The following is a 19,073-nucleotide window of genomic DNA, read 5'->3' as shown; positions in this document are numbered from 1 at the left end:
CCAACCCGGGTGGGAAAATCCCTGAAAACGGACACTCGGGCCGGGACCTCACCGGCATCGGGGGCTCACGCGGTCTAGACCGGGGTACTCCTCCACGCCGCCCGGACGGGGTGCGAGACTGGCGCGGACCGGACCCCCGCCGGGCTCCGGAAGGGGCCCGGCCGAGTCGACAGGAGCGAGCGGTGGCACCAGCGAACACGACGGGGCGGACCGGTCCGCGCACGGGCGCGGACGCCGCCGGCCGCACGGGGGACGGGGACGGCGCCGCAGGCCGGCCGGGCACGGCCGGCGCCCGGCGGTCCGGCCCCCCGGGGCTGCGTCTGGTGCGCCTGGACCGGGGAACCTCCGAGTCCGCCCTGCTCAGGGCGGCCGTGCTGGAGCACCGTCCGCTGCCCGGACGGCGCGGGTACGTGAGGGCGCCCGCGGCCACGCTCCCCCTCGCCGACGCCGACCCGGCACGCACCCCCTTCGCGGTCGTGGCGGGGCCCGGACCGGTGCGGGACGCGGCCGGGGCGCGTGCCTCGTGCGCGGGTTTCGGCGTCCTGGACCGGGCGGTGCACGCGCGCGACCTGGTGCCGGATCCCGCGCACGCGGTTCTGCTGCGCGCCTTCCACGTCGCCCCGGACTGGGAGGGGAAGGGGGTGGGACGGGCCTCGTGCTCGGCCCCGCTGCTGGACCGGCTCGCGGCGGAGGTCGCGCCGGACGCCTCCGAGCTGGTGCTGTGCGTCGACGAGGCCAACCGGCGGGCGGCGCGGGTGTACGGGGCCGCCGGGTTCTCCTTCACGGGCCGGCGCCTCTTCACCGAGCCGGACGGCATACAGCTGGTGATGGTCCGGCCGCTCGCCGCCGGGAGCGGGTCCTGACACGCGGCCGCCGGGGTCGGCGTACGCTTGCCCCATGGCGGAGTTCCGGATCAGCAGCGACGACGACCGCGTCGACCTGCGCAGGATGGCGGCTGCCCTCGTCGAGTCCCAGAGGTGGGCGCGCGACGACGTGAGCATCTGGGACAACCGGCGCGGCGAGGTGATCGTGACGGTCGACGACGCGCTGCTGCGCAAGCCCGAGGCCGACCCGATGCACCGCCCCCGGCACACGCCCCGGGACGTCCACGACGCCTGCGAGACCCTGCGCAGGGAGGACCCGTCGCTGCGCCGCGTGGACTTCCGGTTCCTGCGCGAGGAGACGGCGCGCTTCTTCTCCGCCGGGTGGACCGTCTCCGACGTGCTGCACGCCCTGGGCCACCGCCCCGACGGGGCGCCCTGGCCCCTCGGTCCGGAGCGGCAGGGCACCGACTGGCTCCGCGAGCGCATGAGGGCGTGGCGCACCCCCGACGGGGACATCCGCCCCTCGCAGTCGCAGGAGGGCGCCCAGCTCCGGGTGATCAGCCGCGCGGGGCTGCCGGTGGACATCGGCCTGCCCGAGGACGCCGAGGTGTCCCAGCGGCCCGTGGCGAGCCGGTCGGCGGCGCGCTCCGCGGCCGACGACGCCCGGCGGCTCATCCGGCAGAACTCCCGCACCAGCAGCGACTCCCTCGCCCACCGGGACCGCACCTCCGCGAACATCACCCGCCGGGACGGCCTCCGCTAGTCCGTCTTCGCTCGTCGACGAGGGAGACGGCCCCGTTCGCCGCCTCGCCGAGGAGGAGTTCGGCCGGCCCCCTGCCGACGAGCAGCCTCCAGAGGGTGGCGAACAGGAGGGCCCCGAGGACGAACCACTCCAGCAGCCACGGGGAGGCCCACGCGGATCCGGCGGCCCCGATGACCACCGCCAGGACGAGGATGTGCCCGCTGTAGACGGTGAGCGGCATCCGGCCGACCGAGGTCAGCGGGTACATGGCGATCCGGAACCGGTCGCACAGGAACAGGCAGGCCACGAGCACGAGGAGGCCCTGGCCGACCGCCTCGGCGATCTCGAAGGTGGTGCCGGTGTGCGGCGTGTTGACCGCCAGCCACCACCAGGTGTCGGTCGGGACCTGCCCCGAGATCGACTCGGCGTGGTCGGTGACCGCGTACCGCACCTGCTCCGCCACCGCCGGATCGGCGGCGGCCTCCGGTGTCAGGCCGGTGAGCTCCGGGCCGCTGGCCGCGACGAGCCGGTCCAGCCCGCCCAGGGGGCCGAGTGCCAGCCACGACCCCCCGTAGGCGAACACGGACAGCGCCGCGCCCGTGACCGCCAGGCGCACCCTGACGGCGGTGGCGGTGAGGTCGAGCCGTCCGACGGCCATGCCCGCGACCACGAAGACCATGAAGGTGACCGCCGGGTAGTAGCCGGTCAGGAAGAACTCCGTGAGCGTCGGCACCGAGCCGCTCCGCAGCTGCGGGGGGAAGAAGGCCTCGCGCAGCGCGAACGACAGGAACGGTCCGACGGCGGCCAGGGCGCCCGCCACCGCCCACAGCGCGCCCGGGCGCAGCTTCACCAGCGGCAGCGCCAGCAGGAAGAACCCGGCGTAGTAGGTGAGGATGATCGCGATCGGCACCGCCATGACGTCCAGGACCGCGCCGAGGAGCCCGATGAGGACGGCCCGGGTGAGGATGCGCGCGATGGCCCTGCGCAGCGGTTCCCCGGCGGCGGGGACGGTGCGTCCGGTCATGAACGCCAGGGAGACCCCGGCGAGGAGGGCGAAGAGCGCCGAGGAGTTGCCCCGCACGATGCCGTGCAGGTCCCACGCGTAGTTCTCGGGCGACAGGAAACCCATCGAGGCCACCCCGAGGTGGACGACGAACATCCCGAAGACGGCGAGGGCGCGGGCCGCGTCGATGCCGTCGATCCGCGCCTTCGGCGAGGGCGGTCCGGCGGGGGCCGTGGAGGTGTCGTCAGACTGGTTCTGTGCCACGCCCGTCAGGCTATGCCCGTTCTGTCCCCCGCAACAATGCGCGGCGCCGCCACCGCGTGGCCACAGACGGCCACGCGCGGAACGCCGTTCCGCCGGACCGGGGAGCGGTCACGGCGACGACCGCGGAGGGGACGCGGCGAGGAGGATGTCGAGCAGGCCGGGGAAGCGCCCGTCGATGTCAGCGCAGCGCAGGGCGAGGTAGAGCCTGCGACCGTCGGGCCGCTGGCGGATGACCCCGCTCTCCCGGAGCACACGCAGGTGGTGGGTCATGCTCGACTTCGGGATCTCGGGGACGACCTCGCCGCAGAACCGCTCCTCGCCGTCGGCGAGTGTGCGGGCGACCTCCATCCGGACGGGGTGGCCCAGGGCGGCGAGCACGTCGACGAGCTCGATGTCGGCGGTGTCGGGGTGGTGGAGTCCTGCCATGCGACCACTGTACGGGAATGCCGTACGAACAGCGGCCCGAGGGCCTTGACAGCCGACGCACATCCGTACGAGGATTCCGTACAGTTCGTTTGTACGGTTCTTTCGTACAAAAGGACGGCCGCAGCCCCCGGACAGAGGACCCCCACATGACCACGGTCGACCCCCTGAGCGACACCGCGCTCGCACACTCGCTCGACGGCGGCTTCTCCAGCCGCCACGCCGACGTCGACGGCGTCCGGCTGCACTACGTCTCCGGCGGGGACGGGGACGGGGATCCCCTGATCCTGCTGGGCGGGTGGCCGCAGACCTGGTGGCAGTGGAACAAGGTGATGCCCGCGCTGGCGCGCCGCCGCCGGGTGATCGCCGTGGACCTGCGCGGCATGGGATCCTCCTCCAAGCCCGAGGGGGGCTACGACAAGAGGACCATGGCGCGCGACGTCCACGCCCTCGCCGAACACCTCGGGCTGACCCGCGTCAGCATCGCGGGACACGACATCGGCGCGATGGTCGCCTACGCCCACGCCGCCCTCTTCCCGGAGTCGACCGGCCGGATCTGCCTCCTGGACGTCCCCCACCCGGACGGGGACTGGTCCTCCTTCACCCTCCTGCCCGGACCGCACCAGTACGTCGACCCCGACCGGACGGGCGTGTCCGGCTCCTACCTGTGGTGGTTCGCCCTCAACCAGGTGCAGGGCCTGCCGGAGGCGTTGCTGGAGGGCCGCTACCGCCTGCTCTCCGACTGGCTCTTCGACCGCTCGGCCAAGGACCCCGCCTCGATCGACGAACGCTCCCGGCAGGTCTACGGCCGCGCCTACTCCACGGCGGACGCCATCCGCTCCGGCAACGCGTGGTACCGCGCCTTCAACACCGACATCGAGCACGAGAGGGACTACGGGAAGGTGGAGGCGCCGCTCCTCGCCCTGGGCGGCGACGAGAGCAACTACGCCTACCTGAGGGACCTGATGCCCTCCAAGGGCGCCGACGTCCGGGTGGTCGAGATCGCCGACTGCGGGCACTACCTGCCCGAGGAGCAGCCGGAGGCCGTGGTCGACGCGCTGGAGTCCTTCCTGCGCTGACCCCGCCCCGGCGCGAGGGGCCGGGCTCCGCCACGGAGGCGGGCCCGGCCCCTCGCGCGTGTTCCGCGTGATCCGCCCCGGCAGGCCGGCCGCGCGGGCGGAGGGCCCGGGTCAGCCCTTCAGTTCGCTGAAGCGGTCCAGGGCCTCCGGGTTGGCCAGGGAGTCGCGGCTGGCGACCTTCTCGGGGTCCTCGCCCATGAGGATGCGCTTGACCGGGACCTCCAGCACCTTCCCGGACAGGGTCCGGGGCACTGCCGCGATGGCGCGCACGCGGTCGGGCACGTGGCGGGGCGAGCAGTCGGTGCGGATGCGCCGTGCGATCTCCCCGGGCAGGTCGCCCTCCAGGTCGGCCCCCTCGCGCAGGACGGTGAACAGCTCGATCCTGGAGGAGCCGTCCTCCTGGGGCACGTCCACCACGAGGGCGTCCACGACGTCGTCGAGGGCGAGGACGGCGCGGTAGATCTCGCTGGTGCCCATGCGGACGCCGCCGCGGTTGATGGTGGAGTCCGAGCGGCCGTAGATGATCGCCGTGCCGCGGTCGGTGATCTCGATCCAGTCGCCGTGCCGCCAGACCCCCGGGTAGACGGAGAAGTAGCTGTCGCGGAGGCGTTCGCCGTCCTCGTCCCCCCAGAAGAAGACGGGCATGGACGGCGCGGGCTGCGTGACGACGAGCTCGCCCACCTCGCCGGTGAGCTCCCTGCCCTCGGGGTCCCAGGAGGCGACCGCCATGCCGAGCGCCCGGGACTGGATCTCGCCCTCGTAGACCGGCAGCGTGGGCGTCCCGCCGACCAGGCAGCTGCACACGTCGGTGCCGCCGGAGGTCGAGAACAGCCAGAGGTCTTCGCCGAACTCGTCGTAGACCCAGGAGAACGCCTCGGGGCTGAGGGGGGAGCCGGTGGAGCCGATGGCCTTGAGGCGGGAGAGGTCGCGCCCCTCGCGGGGGTGGACGCCCTCCTTCATCGAGGAGGCCAGGAAGCCCGCGCTGGTGCCGAAGACGGTCACCCCGGCGTCGGCGGCCAGGTCCCAGAGCGCGCCCATGTCGGGCGCCGCCGGGCTGCCGTCGTACAGGACGATGGAGGCCGGGGTCAGCAGGACGCTGACCAGGAAGTTCCACATCATCCAGCCGGTGGTGGTGAACCAGAAGACCCGGTCGTCCTCGCGGGCGTCCAGGTGGAGGTGGAGGTTCTTGAGCTGTTCCAGGAGGATGCCGCCGTGTCCGTGCACGATGGCCTTGGGCAGCCCGGTGGTCCCGGAGGAGTAGAGCACCCAGAGGGGGTGGTCGAAGGGGACCGGGGTGAACTCCAGTTCGGCCCCGGCGCCGGACTCCTCCAGCCGCCCCCAGGGCATGGTGCCGTCGAGGGAGGCGCCGGGGGCGAGGTGGTCGAGGAGGACGGTGTGCTCGGCGGTGGGCAGTGCGGCGCGCAGCTCGTCGACCACGGGGCGCCGGTCGAAGTCCTTGCCGCCGTAGCGGTAGCCGTCGACGGCGAGGAGGACCTTCGGCTCGATCTGCGCGAAGCGGTCGATGACGCTGCGGACCCCGAAGTCCGGCGAGCAGGAGGACCACACGGCGCCGAGGGAGGCGACGGCGTAGAACGCGGCGACCGTCTCGGGGAGGTTGGGCAGGTACGCGGCCACGCGGTCGCCCGGGCCGACCCCCAGTCCGCGCAGCCCGGCGGCGATGGCGGCGGTGCGCCGGCGGAGTTCGCCCCAGGTCCACTCGCCGAGTCCGCGCAGCTCGGTGGCGTGCCGGATGGCGACGCGGGCGTCGTCGCGGCCCTCGAAGACGTGTCGGGCGTAGTTGAGGGTCGCCCCCGGGAACCACGAGGCGCCGGGCATGGCGCGTTCGGCCAGCACCCGCTCGTAGGGGGTCTCGGACCGGACTCCGTAGTACTCCCAGACCGCTTCCCAGAAGCCGTCGACGTCGGTGACCGACCAGCGCCAGAGGGAGTCGTAGTCGAAGGACGCGGCCGGGGAGCCCGCCTCCCCGCCGAACGCACGGACCCCCTTGTTCTCCGAGGCCCACCGGGCGAACGCGACGATGTTCGAGGACTCGGTCCGCGCCTCGTCGGGCTCCCAGAGCACACGGGGCACTCTGCTCTCCGTCATTGGCCCGCCTTCCCAATCGCGTGGCTGTGTGTTGCTGTGAGACCCATCTAACAACACCCCACCACCGCCGCCACGCCCCGGCCTCGCGACAGGGAGGACCGGGGCGTGTGGTAGGTGCAGGTCACCGGCGCGGCGGCCGCGGCCGGGCCCGGCCCGGAACGCGTTCGGGACGGGCTCCCGCGAGGGGCCGCGCGCTCCCGTGGGATCCGGTCACGGGACGTCTGCGGCCGCGGCGGGTCAGGCGGCGAGCAGAGCCGCGACGGCGGCCACCGGGGAGTCGACCACGGGGGAGCCCGTGGCCTCCAGCCGCTCGCGCGCCATCAGCCCGCTGGCGACCAGGACGGACCTGGCGCCCGCCTCGCGGGCGGCGCGCGCGTCGTCGTCGATGTCGCCGATCAGCACGACGCCGGCCGGGTCGATGCCCTGGTGGTCGAGGTGGCGCACCAGGTGTTCGGCCTTGGAGTCGTGCTCGGTGGCGAACCTGCGGCCGTCGACCCGCGTGAAGTGGGAGGTGAGCCCGCGCTCGGTGACCAGGGGCACCAGGTGCTCGTGCGAGGCCATGGAGAGCAGGGACTGCGTGCCGCCGCCGCCGGACCACCGGTGCAGCACGTCCGGGACGCCCTCGCTCAGCTCGCAGGTGTGCAGGTGCTCCAGGTAGCTGCTGTCGTAGAGCCGCTCCGCGTGCTCCCACTCGCCGTCGGCGAAGGGTCGGCCGAGGAGGTCCTCGTAGCAGGGGATGAGGGGCCGCCGGAAGACGGAGCGCCAGTAGTCCATCTCCACGGGCTCGCGGCCGAACCGCGCGCAGACGGCGTTCACCGCAGCGAGGTTGGCGTGGTTGTCGTCCAGGAGGGTGCCGTTCCAGTCCCAGACGATGTGGGTGATACCGGTTCGGTCGAAGGTCGTTTCAGTCATCGGCAGCACTTTACGGCCCCTCGCCCCGGTTCGTGAATGCGTTTTCGGCCACCTCACCTCGGGTGACCGGGGTCCGGGGCCTCCGGGACGCGGGCCGCGCGCCGCTCCGCCCGGGTCCGGCGCACGCGCCGGACCAGCAGGGCGCCGCCGACGACCATCACGGGGAAGAGGACGAGCACGAGCAGCGGCACCAGGATCGCGAGCAGCGAGGTGACCAGGCTGACGAAGTCCTCCAGGAGGGAGACGAGGGGGGCCGAGCAGCCGAGCGAGACGCCGTTGGTCACGACCCGCGCCATCGCCTTGGCGACGTGGAAGAGCAGGGCGACCACCACGCCGGCGATCACCGGGATCCAGGAGACCCCGGTCCCGTCCTCCGCCACGGCGCCGGAGGCGGCGCCGGTGATCTCGGACAGCTCGACCGTGGAGGCCCCCGCGCCGAAGACGATGCCTCCCGAGGTGGGCCGCACCACGGTCTGGATGACGTCGTTGACGCTGTCGACGGCGGGGAACTTGTCGGCGGCGAACTCCACGACCAGCAGCACGCCGAGGGTCACGAGGGTGACGGGGTGTTCGAGCCACAGCCAGGCGTCGCCGAGCGGGACGAGGTCGGTGAAGCGGGCGAGCAGGCCGACCGCGAGGAGGGGGATGTAGGCGTTGAGCCCCGCCGCGGAGGCCAGGCCCAACCCGGTGAGAGTGGCGAACATGCTCTTCCTTCTGTGCTCCAGGGGGGACGGGGGCCGTGCGCGCACGGCCCCCGTCCCGGCGCCGGTGTCACCGTGTGACGCTCACGGGGCACATGAAGTTTCGCCTCGGGGTGGCTGGAACCGCCGGGGTTACTGGCGGTAGTTCTCGACCTCGGAGGCGGGGCGGACCCGCGCCTCGTCGGGGTCCTGGCCGAACTCGCTGCGGGCCCGCCGCTGCCGGAGCAGGTCCCAGCACTGGTCCAGCGCGGCCTCCACCTCCTCCATGCGGCCGCGTTCCTCCGGCTCCAGTCCCCCGGGGGCGGAGCGGAGCGCGTGCTCCTCGTCCATCAGTCCCCGGATGGTGGCCATGATGTCGTTCTCGGCGCTTTCGCTCATACGGCCATCGTCGGCTCGGCCGGTGGCGGGGGCAAGGCCCCCGGCCCCGGGCTTGCCCAGATCAGACCGGACGTTTACGGCCCGGGACGGCGAGGCGATCGACCCTCGTTCGTCTGGGAAACTCCTACTACGGCCGCATTGACCACCACGCGCACGGGGCCGGGACGGCGGAATGCGTTCCACACCCCCGCGGTTGGATACCTGTAGGGGGTATGGTAATGGCATCTGGGCAGGAACAACACGGAAGCGGGACCATGGCTGCGACCCACGGTTACAGCAACGACAAGCAGAGTCACATCAACCGGCTGCGCCGGATCGAGGGACAGATCCGCGGACTCCAGCGCATGGTCGAGGACGACCAGTACTGCATCGACATCCTGACCCAGACGTCGGCCGTGAACAAGGCGCTGCGGTCCTTCTCCCTCGCCATCCTCGACGAGCACCTCAAGCACTGCGTGGCCCACGCCGTCGCCAACGGCGGCGAGGAGGCCGACGAGAAGGTCCGCGAGGCGTCCGAGGCCATCGCCCGCCTCGTCCGCTCCTAGGGGGCGCCCCCGGACTCCCCCGCGCCGCGGCCGGACACGGCCCGGGCGGCCGCCGGAGCCCCGACGGCCGGGCCCCGCCCGGGGCCCGGCGCACGCCGCCGGCCCGCGCGGCCTCAGTCCTCTCCGTAGCGCTCCCGCTCGTTCTCCAGCAGGCGCGCCCCCTCCTTGCCCGAGGTCGCGGCGTCCAGGTAGTCGACCGCCTCGTTGGCGACGAACGACGAGGGGCGGCCGTCGTCGGCGAAGCCCAGCCGCGACACCTCTCCGCCGGTGAACGCCCGGATCCCCCAGTTGGCCAGGATGCGGGCCCGGGCGGTCGGGGACGGCACCGCCATCATGTGGTAGCCGCGGGTGACGCCCAGCGCGGGAAGGCCGGTCAGGTCGAACTTGAGGACCCGCGCGAGCGCGTCCCTGCCGCTCAGGTCCACCACCAGTCCCATGTCCTTGTGCCGGAAATCGCGCAGCGGACGCCCCAGCAGGGAGGCGACGACGTTCTCCGCGGCGGTGGCGGCCTGGCGTGTGGCGTACTGCGCGGTCGGCGGGCAGTAGGCGCCGCCGTCCTGGGCGAGGTTGGGGACCGCCGCGGCGTCACCGATGGCGAACACCTCCGGGACCCCGGGCACGCGCAGGTCGGCGTCCACCTCCAGGCGGCCCCGCTGGGTGGGCCTGTCCAGGGTCTCCATGAGCGGGCTGGGCGAGACGCCCGCCGTCCAGATCAGTGTCCGGCAGGGCAGGGCCCGGCCGTCGGTGAGGACCACCTTGTCGGCGCTCACCTCGCGCACGGACACCTTGAGCTTGACCTCGATCCCCAGGGAGCGCAGCAGGTCGAGCGCCTTGCGGCCCAGCCGGTCGCCGAGCTCGGGCAGCACCTTGGGCGCGATGTCGACGAGGTGCCAGCGGATCACCGAGCGCAGCTCCGGGTAGCGCTTGGCCGCCTCCTGGCAGAGCCGCATCAGGGAAGCGGCGGTCTCGACGCCGGTGTAGCCCCCGCCGACCACGACGAAGCGGCAGCGCTCCTCGCGCTCGGCGGGGTCGCGGGTGTCGTTGGCCAGTTCCAGCTGGGCGAGGACGTGGTCGCGCAGGAGCACGGCCTCCGCCAGGGTCTTGGCGCCGTAGGCGTGCTCGGTGAGCCCGGGGATGTCGAAGGCCCGGGTGAGTCCCCCCGGCGCGAGCACCAGCCGGTCGTAGCGGAGGGGCGCGAGCTCACCGGTGGGCCGGCGGACGAGGACGACGCGGTCACGGGTGTCCACGCCGACGGCGTGTCCCGGGACGAGCCTGGTCTCCCTGGTGAGCCGGTGCACGGACATGGCGACCGACTGGGGTGTGAGCAGCCCTGAGGCGACCTGGGGCAGCAGCGGGCTGTAGAGCATGTAGTCGTGCGGGGCGACGAGGGCGATGTCGGCCGCCCCCGCCGGGATACGGCGTTCGAGGTGACGCAGGGTGTGGAGTCCACCGAAACCTGCGCCGACCACCACGATCCGAGGCCGAGACATATACACCGCTCCTTCTCCGTGTCGTGGTACGGGACGTCATGGCGTGTCTGGGGGACGTTGGACGCAGGCGTACCCACTATCACCGCGGCCAAATGTACGACCGGAGGAGGCGATCCGGGACGTTTCCCGCCGGGGGTCCCGGGGACTTTGTCGCCTCTTGGCCCGGGACGGGAAAGGCATACGCGTCCTTCATCCCCGCGAAACCCCGGGATGACCTGCGATCCGGAACACTGGTGACTGTATGTAACGACACGATCACGAAACGTGTCGCCGCCTGACCTGGAAGGAGCAGTGAAAAAGCATGCGTGCGTTCACCAGGATCGCCGCCACCACCGCCCTGGCCGGAGGACTGACCGTGCTCGGCACGGGCGCCGCCCTCGCCGCCTCGGCGGAGGGCCCCGGGGAGTGGTCTCCCCACGGGACCTTCGAGACCGTCACCGTCCAGGCCCTCGTGGACTGGATCGACCGCAACGCCTCCGACCCCGGGAAGGACGCCGACCCCGTTCCGGCGGACGTTCCCGCGGAGGAGGCCCCCGAGGGCGCCCAGGGGCCGAGCGGTCCCGCCGGGCCGAACCAGGGGAACCCGGCGCAGGAGGCTCCGGCCCAGGAGGCTCCGGCACAGGAGGCTCCGGCACAGCAGGCGCCCGGACAGGGGGCCCCGAGCCAGGAGGCTCCGGCACAGCAGGCGCCCGGACAGGGGGCCCCGAGCCAGGAGGCTCCGGCACAGCAGGCGCCGGGCCAGGAAGCACCCGGACAGCAGGCGCCCGGGTCCGCCGCCGAGGACGGCGCCCCCGGCGGGGCGACCGGCCCCGGGAGGCCGCAGGAGGACGCGCCCGCCGACGCGGACGCCCCGGCGCAGGCCCCGGCCGGTGTGGTCGAAGCCCCGTCCGAGGCCACCGCGGAGGAGGCGCCCGCGGAGGAGGCGCCCGCCGACGCGGACGCCCCGGTGCAGGCCCCGGCGAAGCCCGCCGACGCGATCGGCGCGCGGCCGTAGGCGCGCCGCCGGGAGACCCCTCCGCGGGGAGTCCCGGCGCACTCCCGTGGGGGGCGGGGACGGGCGGCAGGCCGGCCGCCCGTCCCCGCCCGTTCCGCCCACCCGGGACCGGCGCCCCCTCACCGCCCCGGAGCCGGGGCCCGTCCGGCGGTCGCCGCCGACCGCCGCAGGCCCCCGCCTCACGTCTCCAGGCGCACCCGCACGACCCCCGTCCCGCCCAGGTCCACCCAGACGCTGTCGGGGGTGCGCACCAGCCGCAGGACCAGGGTCCGGCACACCGGGCAGCTCGCCACCAGTCCCGGGCCGTCCACCGTCACGTGCAGCTCCGCGAACACCCCGCACGCCCCGCACACCGAGCACCGCCGCTCGGCGGCGGTCAGGTCCACGGACAGGATCTCCGACAGCGGACCCGCCAGGGCGTTGGCGTCGACGTGCTCCGGTTCGGTCATCTGGCACCTCCACCGGATCCGAACCGCTCGGTCCGGACCCGTCTCGGGTCGTGCCCCAGGGCCACGAGGGCGTCGGAGGCCGTCTCCACGAAACCGGTCGGCCCGCACACGAAGCACACCGGGGCGAACTCGGCCGGGAACCCGTGGGTGTTCAGCTCGGCCGCGCCCAGGCGCCCGGGTCCGCGGGGCGAGGCCTCCGGGGCCCGGCGCGTGTAGGCGACGAACAGGTCCACTCCCCCGTCTCCGGGCCGGTGGGCGCCCAGCTCCCCCCGGTAGTACCGGTCCTCCGGCATGCGCACCGAGTACAGGACCCGGAAGAGCGCCCGGCTCCCCACCCTGCGCCGCTCACGCACCATCGCCATCAGGGGCACCACCCCGGAGCCGCCGCCCACCAGGACCACCGGGTCCGGGGACGCGGCGTCCCACACGAACCAGCCGCCCAGCGGGCCGCGCACCTCCACCGCGTCCCCCGGCGCGAACACGTCCACGAGGTAGGAGGAGACCTCCCCGCCCTCCACCCGCTGCACGGTGAGCTCGATCCGCTCCCCCTCGTCGGCCGAGGCCACCGAGTAGCCGCGCTGGGCGGTGTAGCCGTCCTCGGCGGTCAGCCGGACGTCCACGTGCTGGCCCGCACGGTGGCCGGGCCAGCCGGGCACGTCGAGCACCAGCGTCCGGGCGCTGTCGGTCTCCCAGCGGTCGGCCGCCAGGGTCGCGGGCCGCCACGCGACCATCAGTCGCCCCGGTAGCGCTGCTCGCGCCACGGGTCGCCGTAGTCGTGGTACCCGGCCTGCTCCCAGAACCCGGGCTCGTCCTGGTGGAGCAGGCTGATCCCGCGCACCCACTTGGCCGACTTCCAGAAGTACAGGTGCGGCACGATCAGCCGGGCCGGTCCCCCGTGCTCGGGGGCGAGCGGCTCTCCGTCGAAGGTGTGCACGATCCACGCCTGTCCGTCGGTGAGGTCCTGGAGCGGGAGGTTCGTGGTGTAGCCGCCGTAGCTGGACGCGAGGGCGTACTCGGCGGTGGTCTCCACGTCCTCCAGCAGGACGTCGAGGCTGACGCCCTCCCAGTCGGTGTCCAGCTTCGACCAGCGGGTGACGCAGTGGATGTCGACGCGGGGCCGCTCCTGGGGCAGGGCCCGGAACTCCTCCCAGGTCCACACCCGCGTCCGCCCCGTCTCCGCCTCGACCGAGAAGGTCCACTCCCCGGTGTCCACCCGGGGCGTGGGTCCGGCGGACAGCACGGGGAAGTCGTGCGTCTCGTACTGCCCCGGGGGAACCCTCGCGGGGTCCTGGCCCCCGCGCCCGCGAAAGCCCCTGGTCACCACGTTCATGTCCGCCTCCCCGGATCGGTGTCCGTCGGGTCTACCCCGGCCGGGGTCACCCCACGGCATCGCCTCCTCCAAATCCGGGCACCCTCGTACCCCGTCCGGGGTCGGCGGGCCACGGCGGCGGTGTGGGGGAGCGCGGGAACGGGGACCGCTGACCGGGGGGACCGCGGGCACGGCGGGGTGCCGGCCCCGCGCTACGCGGCCGGAGGCGCGGCGTCGGGGGAGGTGAGGGCGGCGCGGCCCATGGAGAGCAGCAGCTCGGCCATGTGCGGCCGGGGCAGCTCGCCCCTGCTGTGGGGGGTGGAGTTGAGCAGGCCGAACACGGCGTGCACGGCGGCGCGGAGCACGGTCGGGGACGCCCCTGGCCGGAGTTCGGCGAGCACGCCCACCCACTCCTCGACGTAACCGCGCTGGAGGCGGCGCACGCGCCGCCGGTCGGGCTCGGTGAGGTTGCCCAGCTCCCGGTCGTGCACGGTGATCAGGGAGGGCTCGTCCAGGGCGAACGCGATGTGTCCGCGCAGCAGCGCCTCCAGGGCGCCGTCCGCACTCGCCGCCTCCGCCACCAGCTCCCTGCCCTGCCTCGCCAGGCGGTCGCTGATGTCGACCAGCACCTCGCCGAGGAGTGCCTGTTTGCCGGGGAAGTGCCGGTACAGGGCAGGGCCGGTGGTGCCGACGGCGCGGCCGAGGTCGTCGATGGACACCCCCCGGTAGCCGCGTTCGGCGAAGAGCCCCGCCGCCGCGCCCAGGATCGCCGTCCGGCGCTCGCCCGTCGGTCTCGGCCCCATCCGCTCCGCCCCTCCTCGCCCGCGGGTGGCTCCGGGGTGACTCGCGCCTCCCGGGCCCTGGACACCCATGTTAGTAGTTACTAACATCACGGTTGTTAGTGAGCATTAACATCCCTCCACGAGAGGACACCATGAGCAGGGCACCAGTGCTCGGCTCGGCGGTGGACACCGCCGGGCCCGCGTTCGCCGCCAACGACGCGGCGAACCGCGCCCTCGCCCTGGAGCTGCGCGAGCGGATCGCCGCCGCCGCGCCGGGCGGCCCGGAGAAGATCCGGGCACGGCACGTCGGGCGCGGCAAGCTCCTGCCGCGCGACCGCGTCGACCTCCTCCTCGACCCCGGCTCCCCCTTCCTGGAGATCTCCCCGCTGGCCGCCGACGGGCTCTACGGCGAGGACGGCCGGGACGCGCCCGGCGCCGGGATGATCGCCGGCGTGGGCCGGGTCATGGGCCGACCGGTGGTCGTGGTCGCCAACGACGCCACGGTCAAGGGCGGCAGCTACTACCCGATGACCGTCAAGAAGCACCTGCGCGCCCAGGAGGTGGCGCTGCACAACCGCCTCCCGTGCGTCTACCTCGCCGACTCGGGCGGCGCGTTCCTGCCGATGCAGGACGACGTCTTCCCCGACCGCGAGCACTTCGGGCGGATCTTCTACAACCAGGCCACCATGTCGAAGCTGGGCATCCCGCAGATCGCGGCGGTGCTGGGCTCGTGCACGGCGGGCGGCGCCTACGTCCCGGCGATGAGCGACGAGGCGGTCATCGTCCGCGACCAGGGGACCGTCTTCCTGGGCGGCCCCCCGCTGGTGAAGGCCGCCACGGGCGAGGTCGTGACAGCCGAGGAGCTGGGCGGCGGCGACCTGCACTCGCGGGTGTCGGGGGTCACCGACCACCTGGCCGACGACGACGCCCACGCGCTCACCATCGTGCGTCGCATCGCCGACACCCTCGCTCCGCCCGGCCCGCCCGCGTGGGAGACGCGCGGGCCGCGGCCGCCCGCGCTGGACCCGGACGAGCTCTACGGGGTGGTCCCCGCCGACACCCGCACCCCGTACGACGTGCGGGAGGTGATCGGCCGGATCGTGGACGGCAGCGAGTTCACCGAGTTCAAGGCCGAGTACGGGACGACCCTGGTCACGGGGTTCGCCCACCTCCACGGCCACCCGGTCGGGATCATCGCCAACAACGGCATCCTCTTCGCCGAGTCCGCGCTCAAGGGCGCCCACTTCATCGAGCTGTGCGACCGGCGCGGCGTCCCCCTCGTCTTCCTCCAGAACATCTCCGGGTTCATGGTGGGCCGCGACTACGAGGCGGGCGGCATCGCCAAGCACGGGGCGAAGATGGTCACCGCCGTGGCCTGCGCCCGCGTCCCCAAGTTCACCGTCGTCATCGGCGGGTCGTTCGGCGCGGGCAACTACAGCATGTGCGGCCGGGCGTACTCCCCCCGGTTCCTGTGGATGTGGCCCAACGCCCGCATCTCGGTGATGGGCGGGGAACAGGCCGCCTCGGTGCTGTCCACGGTCCGCCGCGACCAGCTGGAGGGGCGCGGCGAGGCGTGGTCCGCGGAGGACGAGGAGGCCTTCAAGGCGCCCATCCGCGACCGGTACGAGGAACAGGGCAGCCCGTACTACTCCACCGCCCGCCTGTGGGACGACGGCGTCATCGACCCCGCCGACACCCGCGACGTGCTCGCCATGGCCCTGTCCGCCGCCCGCCACGCGCCACTGGACCCGGTGGGCTACGGCGTCTTCCGGATGTGAGGAACCCTTGACCACGACGCCACGAACGTCCCACTCCCCCGCGACCGTGCTGGTCGCCAACCGGGGCGAGATCGCCCTGCGGATCATCCGCACCCTGAAGCGCATGGGGATCGGCTCGGTGGCCGTGCACACCGACGCCGACGCCGGCGCACCCCACACGCTCGCAGCCGACCTCGCCCTGCGCGTGGACGGCTACCTGGACTCCGGCGCGATCGTCGCGGCGGCCCTGGAGTCGGGCGCCTCCATGGTGCACCCCGGCTACGGCTTCCTGTCGGAGAACGCCGGGTTCGCCCGGGCCTGCGCCGGGGCGGGCCTGGTCTTCGTCGGACCTCCCGCCTCGGCGATCGAGGCGATGGGCGACAAGATCCGCGCCAAGGACACGGTGGCCGCCGCGGGCGTGCCGGTCCTGGGCGGGTTCGCCGAGAAGCCCGGACAGCCGCTGGACGACGACGCGCTGCTGCACGCCGCAGCGGAGACCGGGTACCCCCTGCTCCTCAAGCCGTCCGCGGGCGGCGGCGGCAAGGGCATGCGGGCCGTCCACTCCCCCGACGACCTGGTGGCCGCCGCCGCGGCCGCCCGGCGGGAGGCCCTCGCGTCGTTCGGCGACCCCACCCTGCTGGTGGAGCGCCTGGTCCGGCGGCCCCGGCACATCGAGGTGCAGGTCCTCGCCGACGGCCACGGCAACGTCGTCCACCTGGGCGAGCGCGAGTGCAGCCTCCAGCGCCGCCACCAGAAGGTGGTGGAGGAGGCCCCGTCCCCCCTGCTCACCGCCGCCCAGCGGGAGGCCATGGGCGGGGCGGCCGTGGCCGCCGCGCGCTCGTGCGGCTACACGGGCGCGGGGACGGTCGAGTTCATCGCCGAGGCGTCCGGGGGCGACGGGGAGCCGGAGCTCTCGTTCTCGTTCCTGGAGATGAACACCCGGCTCCAGGTGGAGCACCCCGTCACCGAGGAGGTCGTCGCGATCCGCGGCGGGCGCGGCATCGACCTGGTCGAGCTCCAGGTCCGGATCGCCCTGGGCGACCCGCTCCCCTTCGGCCAGGAAGACGTGTCCTGGCAGGGGCACGCGGTGGAGTCGCGGATCTACGCCGAGGACGCCGACCGGGGGTTCCTGCCCACCGGCGGCCCCGTCCTGGCACTGTCCGAGCCCTCCGGCGCCCGGGTGGACTCCGGTGTCGCGGCGGGGGGCGAGGTGACCTCCGCGTTCGACCCGATGCTCGCCAAGGTCATCACCTGGGGCCCGGACCGGGCCGAGGCGCTGCGCCGGATGGACGCCGCCCTGGGCGCGTACGTGCTGCTGGGGTGCGTCACCAACACCGCGTTCCTGCGCAGGCTGCTGCGCCACCCGCGTGTGGCGGCGGGCGACCTGAGCACCGACCTGATCGAGACGGATCCGCCGGAGCCCGCGCCCGGGGCGCTTCCCGAGCACGTGTACGCGGCGGCGGCCCTGGACCACCAGCTCGACCTGGAACCCGGAGGGGCGGGCCCCTCGGCGGACCGGTTCGCCACCCCCGACGGGTGGCGGATGGGCGGCCCGGCGTGGACCCCCTGGCGCCTGCGCGCGCCCCGGCACGACTCCGCGGTCGTCCGGGTCCGGCGCGACGGCGCGGCCGGGGCCCCCGGCGCCTACCTGGTGCGGGTGGACGACGGCGCGCCCGTCGCCGCGACGGCACGCCGCTCCGCGGACGGGTCCTGCCTGACCGTCACCCACGCGGGGCGCACCCGCACCTACGCGCGCGCCGACGACCCCGCCACCGGGCACCGGTGGCTGGGCGCCGGGGGCACCGCGTGGACCCTGCACGAGGAGCCGGTGGCGGCGGCGCTGCGCGACGACGACGCGGCGGTCGACGGCACCGTGCGCAGCCCCATGCCGGGGACGGTGCTCGCCGTCCCCGTGGAGGTGGGCCAGGCGGTCCTCGCCGGAACACCGCTCGCCGTCGTGGAGGCCATGAAGATGGAGCACTCCGTCCCCTCCCCCTTCGACGGCACCGTCACCGGCGTGGCGGTGCGGCCGGGCGCGTCCGTACCCATGGACGCGCCCCTGGTCACCGTCGAACCCGTCCGGGCCGAGCCCGCCGACGCCCCGCCGGACCCGTCCGTTCCCACCCCCGCCACCCGCGAGGAGCACACGCCATGAGCCGTCACGAGCTGTCGACCGAGCACGCCGACCTTCGGGCCGCCGTGGAGGAGTTCGCCCGGACCGAGGTCGCCCCGGTGATCGGCGACTTCTACGAGCGGGGCGCGTTCCCGTACGAGATCGTCGCCAAGATGGGCCGGATGGGCCTGTTCGGGCTGCCGTTCCCCGAGGAGCACGGGGGGATGGGCGGCGACTACTTCGCCCTGTGCCTGGCCCTGGAGGAGCTCGCCCGGGTGGACTCGTCGGTGGCCATCACCCTGGAGGCGGGGGTGTCGCTGGGCGCCATGCCCATCTACCGGTTCGGCACCGACGAGCAGAGGAAGGCGCACCTGCCCCGGCTCACCTCCGGTGAGGCCCTCGGCGCCTTCGGGCTGACCGAGCCGGGCGGCGGCTCCGACGCCGGGGCGACCCGGACCACCGCGCGGCTGGAGGGCGGCGAGTGGGTGATCAACGGGACCAAGTCGTTCATCACGAACTCGGGCACCGACATCACCTCCCTCGTCACCGTCACCGCCGTCACGGGCCGGCGGGAGGACGGGCGGCCGGAGATCTCCTCGATCCTGGTGCCGAAGGGCACGCCGGGCTTCTCCGTGGGCCAGAAGTACTCCAAGGTCGGGTGGAACGCCTCCGACACCAACGAGCTGGTCTTCGAGGACTGCCGGGTGCCCGAGGCCAACCTGGTGGGCGAGCGCGGACGCGGGTACGCGCAGTTCCTGCGGATCCTGGACGAGGGCCGCATCGCCATCGCCGCGCTCTCCGTCGGCCTGGCGCAGGGGTGCGTGGACGAGAGCGTGCGCTACGCCCACGAGCGGCACGCCTTCGGCCACCCGATCGGGCACTACCAGGCGATCCAGTTCAAGATCGCCGAGATGGAGTCGCGCGTGCACGGGGCGCGGCTGGCGTACTACGACGCGGCGTCGCGCATGCTGGCGGGCGAGCCCTTCAAGAAGGAGGCGGCGATCGCGAAGCTGCTGGCCTCCAACGCGGCCATGGACAACGCCCGCGACGCCACGCAGGTGTTCGGCGGCTACGGGTTCATGAACGACTACCCGGTGGGCCGGTTCTACCGCGACGCGAAGATCCTGGAGGTCGGCGAGGGAACGAGCGAGGTGCAGAAGATGCTCATCGCCCGTGAGCTGGGGCTCCCCGCCTAGACCGGA

General features: G+C 73.9%; 19 protein-coding genes. 8 read left to right on the top strand and 11 right to left on the bottom strand.

The window, feature by feature from the left end:
• Positions 1-182: 182 nt before the first annotated feature.
• Together OUQ99_RS08015 and OUQ99_RS08010 are read left to right on the top strand one after the other, a co-directional pair.
• Positions 183-863, top strand: coding sequence for a GNAT family N-acetyltransferase (locus OUQ99_RS08015; protein ID WP_346660238.1), 681 nt, complete (start codon positions 183-185; stop codon positions 861-863).
• Between the two features lie 34 nt (positions 864-897).
• Positions 898-1,587: a hypothetical protein gene (locus tag OUQ99_RS08010; RefSeq protein WP_267948791.1), complete on the top strand. Its 690-nt coding sequence runs from the start codon at positions 898-900 to the stop codon at positions 1,585-1,587.
• Here the strand turns inward: OUQ99_RS08010 and OUQ99_RS08005 are convergent.
• Positions 1,562-2,833 (bottom strand): heparan-alpha-glucosaminide N-acetyltransferase domain-containing protein, encoded by a 1,272-nt coding sequence (locus OUQ99_RS08005; protein ID WP_267948790.1) that lies wholly within the window; start codon positions 2,831-2,833, stop codon positions 1,562-1,564. The genes OUQ99_RS08010 and OUQ99_RS08005 overlap by 26 nt on opposite strands.
• A gap of 108 nt (positions 2,834-2,941) precedes the next feature.
• On the bottom strand, positions 2,942-3,259 hold the full coding sequence (locus OUQ99_RS08000) for an ArsR/SmtB family transcription factor (protein ID WP_267948789.1): 318 nt from the start codon (positions 3,257-3,259) through the stop codon (positions 2,942-2,944).
• A 146-nt stretch (positions 3,260-3,405) separates the two neighbouring features.
• On the opposite strand from OUQ99_RS08000, the gene OUQ99_RS07995 reads away from it, so the two are divergent.
• The gene (locus tag OUQ99_RS07995; protein WP_267948788.1) at positions 3,406-4,335 is read left to right on the top strand and encodes an alpha/beta fold hydrolase; all 930 of its coding nucleotides are present in this window, start codon (positions 3,406-3,408) and stop codon (positions 4,333-4,335) included.
• A 111-nt stretch (positions 4,336-4,446) separates the two neighbouring features.
• Here the strand turns inward: OUQ99_RS07995 and OUQ99_RS07990 are convergent, their stop codons facing one another.
• The 4 genes from OUQ99_RS07990 to OUQ99_RS07975 form a co-directional block, all read right to left on the bottom strand.
• On the bottom strand, positions 4,447-6,441 hold the full coding sequence (locus tag OUQ99_RS07990; protein WP_267948787.1) for an acetoacetate--CoA ligase: 1,995 nt from the start codon (positions 6,439-6,441) through the stop codon (positions 4,447-4,449).
• A 237-nt stretch (positions 6,442-6,678) separates the two neighbouring features.
• On the bottom strand, positions 6,679-7,353 hold the full coding sequence (locus tag OUQ99_RS07985; protein ID WP_267948786.1) for an HAD family hydrolase: 675 nt from the start codon (positions 7,351-7,353) through the stop codon (positions 6,679-6,681).
• Between the two features lie 53 nt (positions 7,354-7,406).
• Positions 7,407-8,057 (bottom strand): DUF4126 domain-containing protein, encoded by a 651-nt coding sequence (locus OUQ99_RS07980; protein WP_267948785.1) that lies wholly within the window; start codon positions 8,055-8,057, stop codon positions 7,407-7,409.
• A 129-nt stretch (positions 8,058-8,186) separates the two neighbouring features.
• Complete coding sequence (locus tag OUQ99_RS07975; RefSeq protein ID WP_267948784.1) at positions 8,187-8,432, bottom strand: DUF2630 family protein; 246 nt, start codon at positions 8,430-8,432, stop codon at positions 8,187-8,189.
• Positions 8,433-8,686: 254 nt separating this feature from the next.
• On the opposite strand from OUQ99_RS07975, the gene OUQ99_RS07970 reads away from it, so the two are divergent.
• Positions 8,687-8,977: a metal-sensitive transcriptional regulator gene (locus tag OUQ99_RS07970; RefSeq protein ID WP_267948783.1), complete on the top strand. Its 291-nt coding sequence runs from the start codon at positions 8,687-8,689 to the stop codon at positions 8,975-8,977.
• 113 nt (positions 8,978-9,090) lie between these two features.
• Here OUQ99_RS07970 and OUQ99_RS07965 read toward each other — a convergent pair whose 3' ends face one another.
• Positions 9,091-10,467, bottom strand: coding sequence for an NAD(P)/FAD-dependent oxidoreductase (locus tag OUQ99_RS07965; protein WP_267948782.1), 1,377 nt, complete (start codon positions 10,465-10,467; stop codon positions 9,091-9,093).
• Between the two features lie 301 nt (positions 10,468-10,768).
• Here OUQ99_RS07965 and OUQ99_RS07960 point away from each other — a divergent pair, with 301 nt between their 5' ends.
• Positions 10,769-11,461 carry a hypothetical protein gene (locus OUQ99_RS07960; RefSeq protein WP_267948781.1) on the top strand — a complete coding sequence of 231 codons (693 nt, stop codon included), beginning with the start codon at positions 10,769-10,771 and terminating at the stop codon, positions 11,459-11,461.
• Between the two features lie 179 nt (positions 11,462-11,640).
• Here the strand turns inward: OUQ99_RS07960 and OUQ99_RS07955 are convergent, their stop codons facing one another.
• The 4 genes from OUQ99_RS07955 to OUQ99_RS07940 all read right to left on the bottom strand — a co-directional run bounded on the left by OUQ99_RS07955 (position 11,641) and on the right by OUQ99_RS07940 (position 14,022).
• The gene (locus OUQ99_RS07955) at positions 11,641-11,910 is read right to left on the bottom strand and encodes a DUF6510 family protein (RefSeq protein ID WP_267948780.1); all 270 of its coding nucleotides are present in this window, start codon (positions 11,908-11,910) and stop codon (positions 11,641-11,643) included.
• Positions 11,907-12,641 (bottom strand): FAD-binding oxidoreductase, encoded by a 735-nt coding sequence (locus OUQ99_RS07950; RefSeq protein WP_267948779.1) that lies wholly within the window; start codon positions 12,639-12,641, stop codon positions 11,907-11,909. Before OUQ99_RS07950 ends, OUQ99_RS07955 begins: the two co-directional genes overlap by 4 nt.
• Positions 12,641-13,240, bottom strand: a complete 600-nt coding sequence (locus tag OUQ99_RS07945; RefSeq protein WP_267948778.1) for a sulfite oxidase-like oxidoreductase — start codon at positions 13,238-13,240, stop codon at positions 12,641-12,643. Before OUQ99_RS07945 ends, OUQ99_RS07950 begins: the two co-directional genes overlap by 1 nt.
• A 191-nt stretch (positions 13,241-13,431) precedes the next feature.
• Positions 13,432-14,022 (bottom strand): SACE_7040 family transcriptional regulator, encoded by a 591-nt coding sequence (locus OUQ99_RS07940; RefSeq protein WP_267948777.1) that lies wholly within the window; start codon positions 14,020-14,022, stop codon positions 13,432-13,434.
• Between the two features lie 146 nt (positions 14,023-14,168).
• On the opposite strand from OUQ99_RS07940, the gene OUQ99_RS07935 reads away from it, so the two are divergent.
• From OUQ99_RS07935 to OUQ99_RS07925, 3 genes are read left to right on the top strand one after another with little or no spacing between them, the layout of a single operon-like run.
• The gene (locus OUQ99_RS07935) at positions 14,169-15,779 is read left to right on the top strand and encodes a carboxyl transferase domain-containing protein (RefSeq protein ID WP_267950294.1); all 1,611 of its coding nucleotides are present in this window, start codon (positions 14,169-14,171) and stop codon (positions 15,777-15,779) included.
• A 7-nt stretch (positions 15,780-15,786) separates the two neighbouring features.
• Positions 15,787-17,913, top strand: coding sequence for an acetyl/propionyl/methylcrotonyl-CoA carboxylase subunit alpha (locus OUQ99_RS07930; protein WP_267948776.1), 2,127 nt, complete (start codon positions 15,787-15,789; stop codon positions 17,911-17,913).
• Positions 17,910-19,067, top strand: a complete 1,158-nt coding sequence (locus OUQ99_RS07925) for an acyl-CoA dehydrogenase family protein (protein ID WP_267948775.1) — start codon at positions 17,910-17,912, stop codon at positions 19,065-19,067. Before OUQ99_RS07930 ends, OUQ99_RS07925 begins: the two co-directional genes overlap by 4 nt.
• Positions 19,068-19,073: the final 6 nt, after the last annotated feature.

Source organism: Streptomonospora nanhaiensis, assembly GCF_026642255.1.
In the GTDB taxonomy this organism is placed as follows: domain Bacteria; phylum Actinomycetota; class Actinomycetes; order Streptosporangiales; family Streptosporangiaceae; genus Nocardiopsis; species Nocardiopsis tropica.
This window is presented reverse-complemented; position numbering and strand designations above follow the sequence as displayed.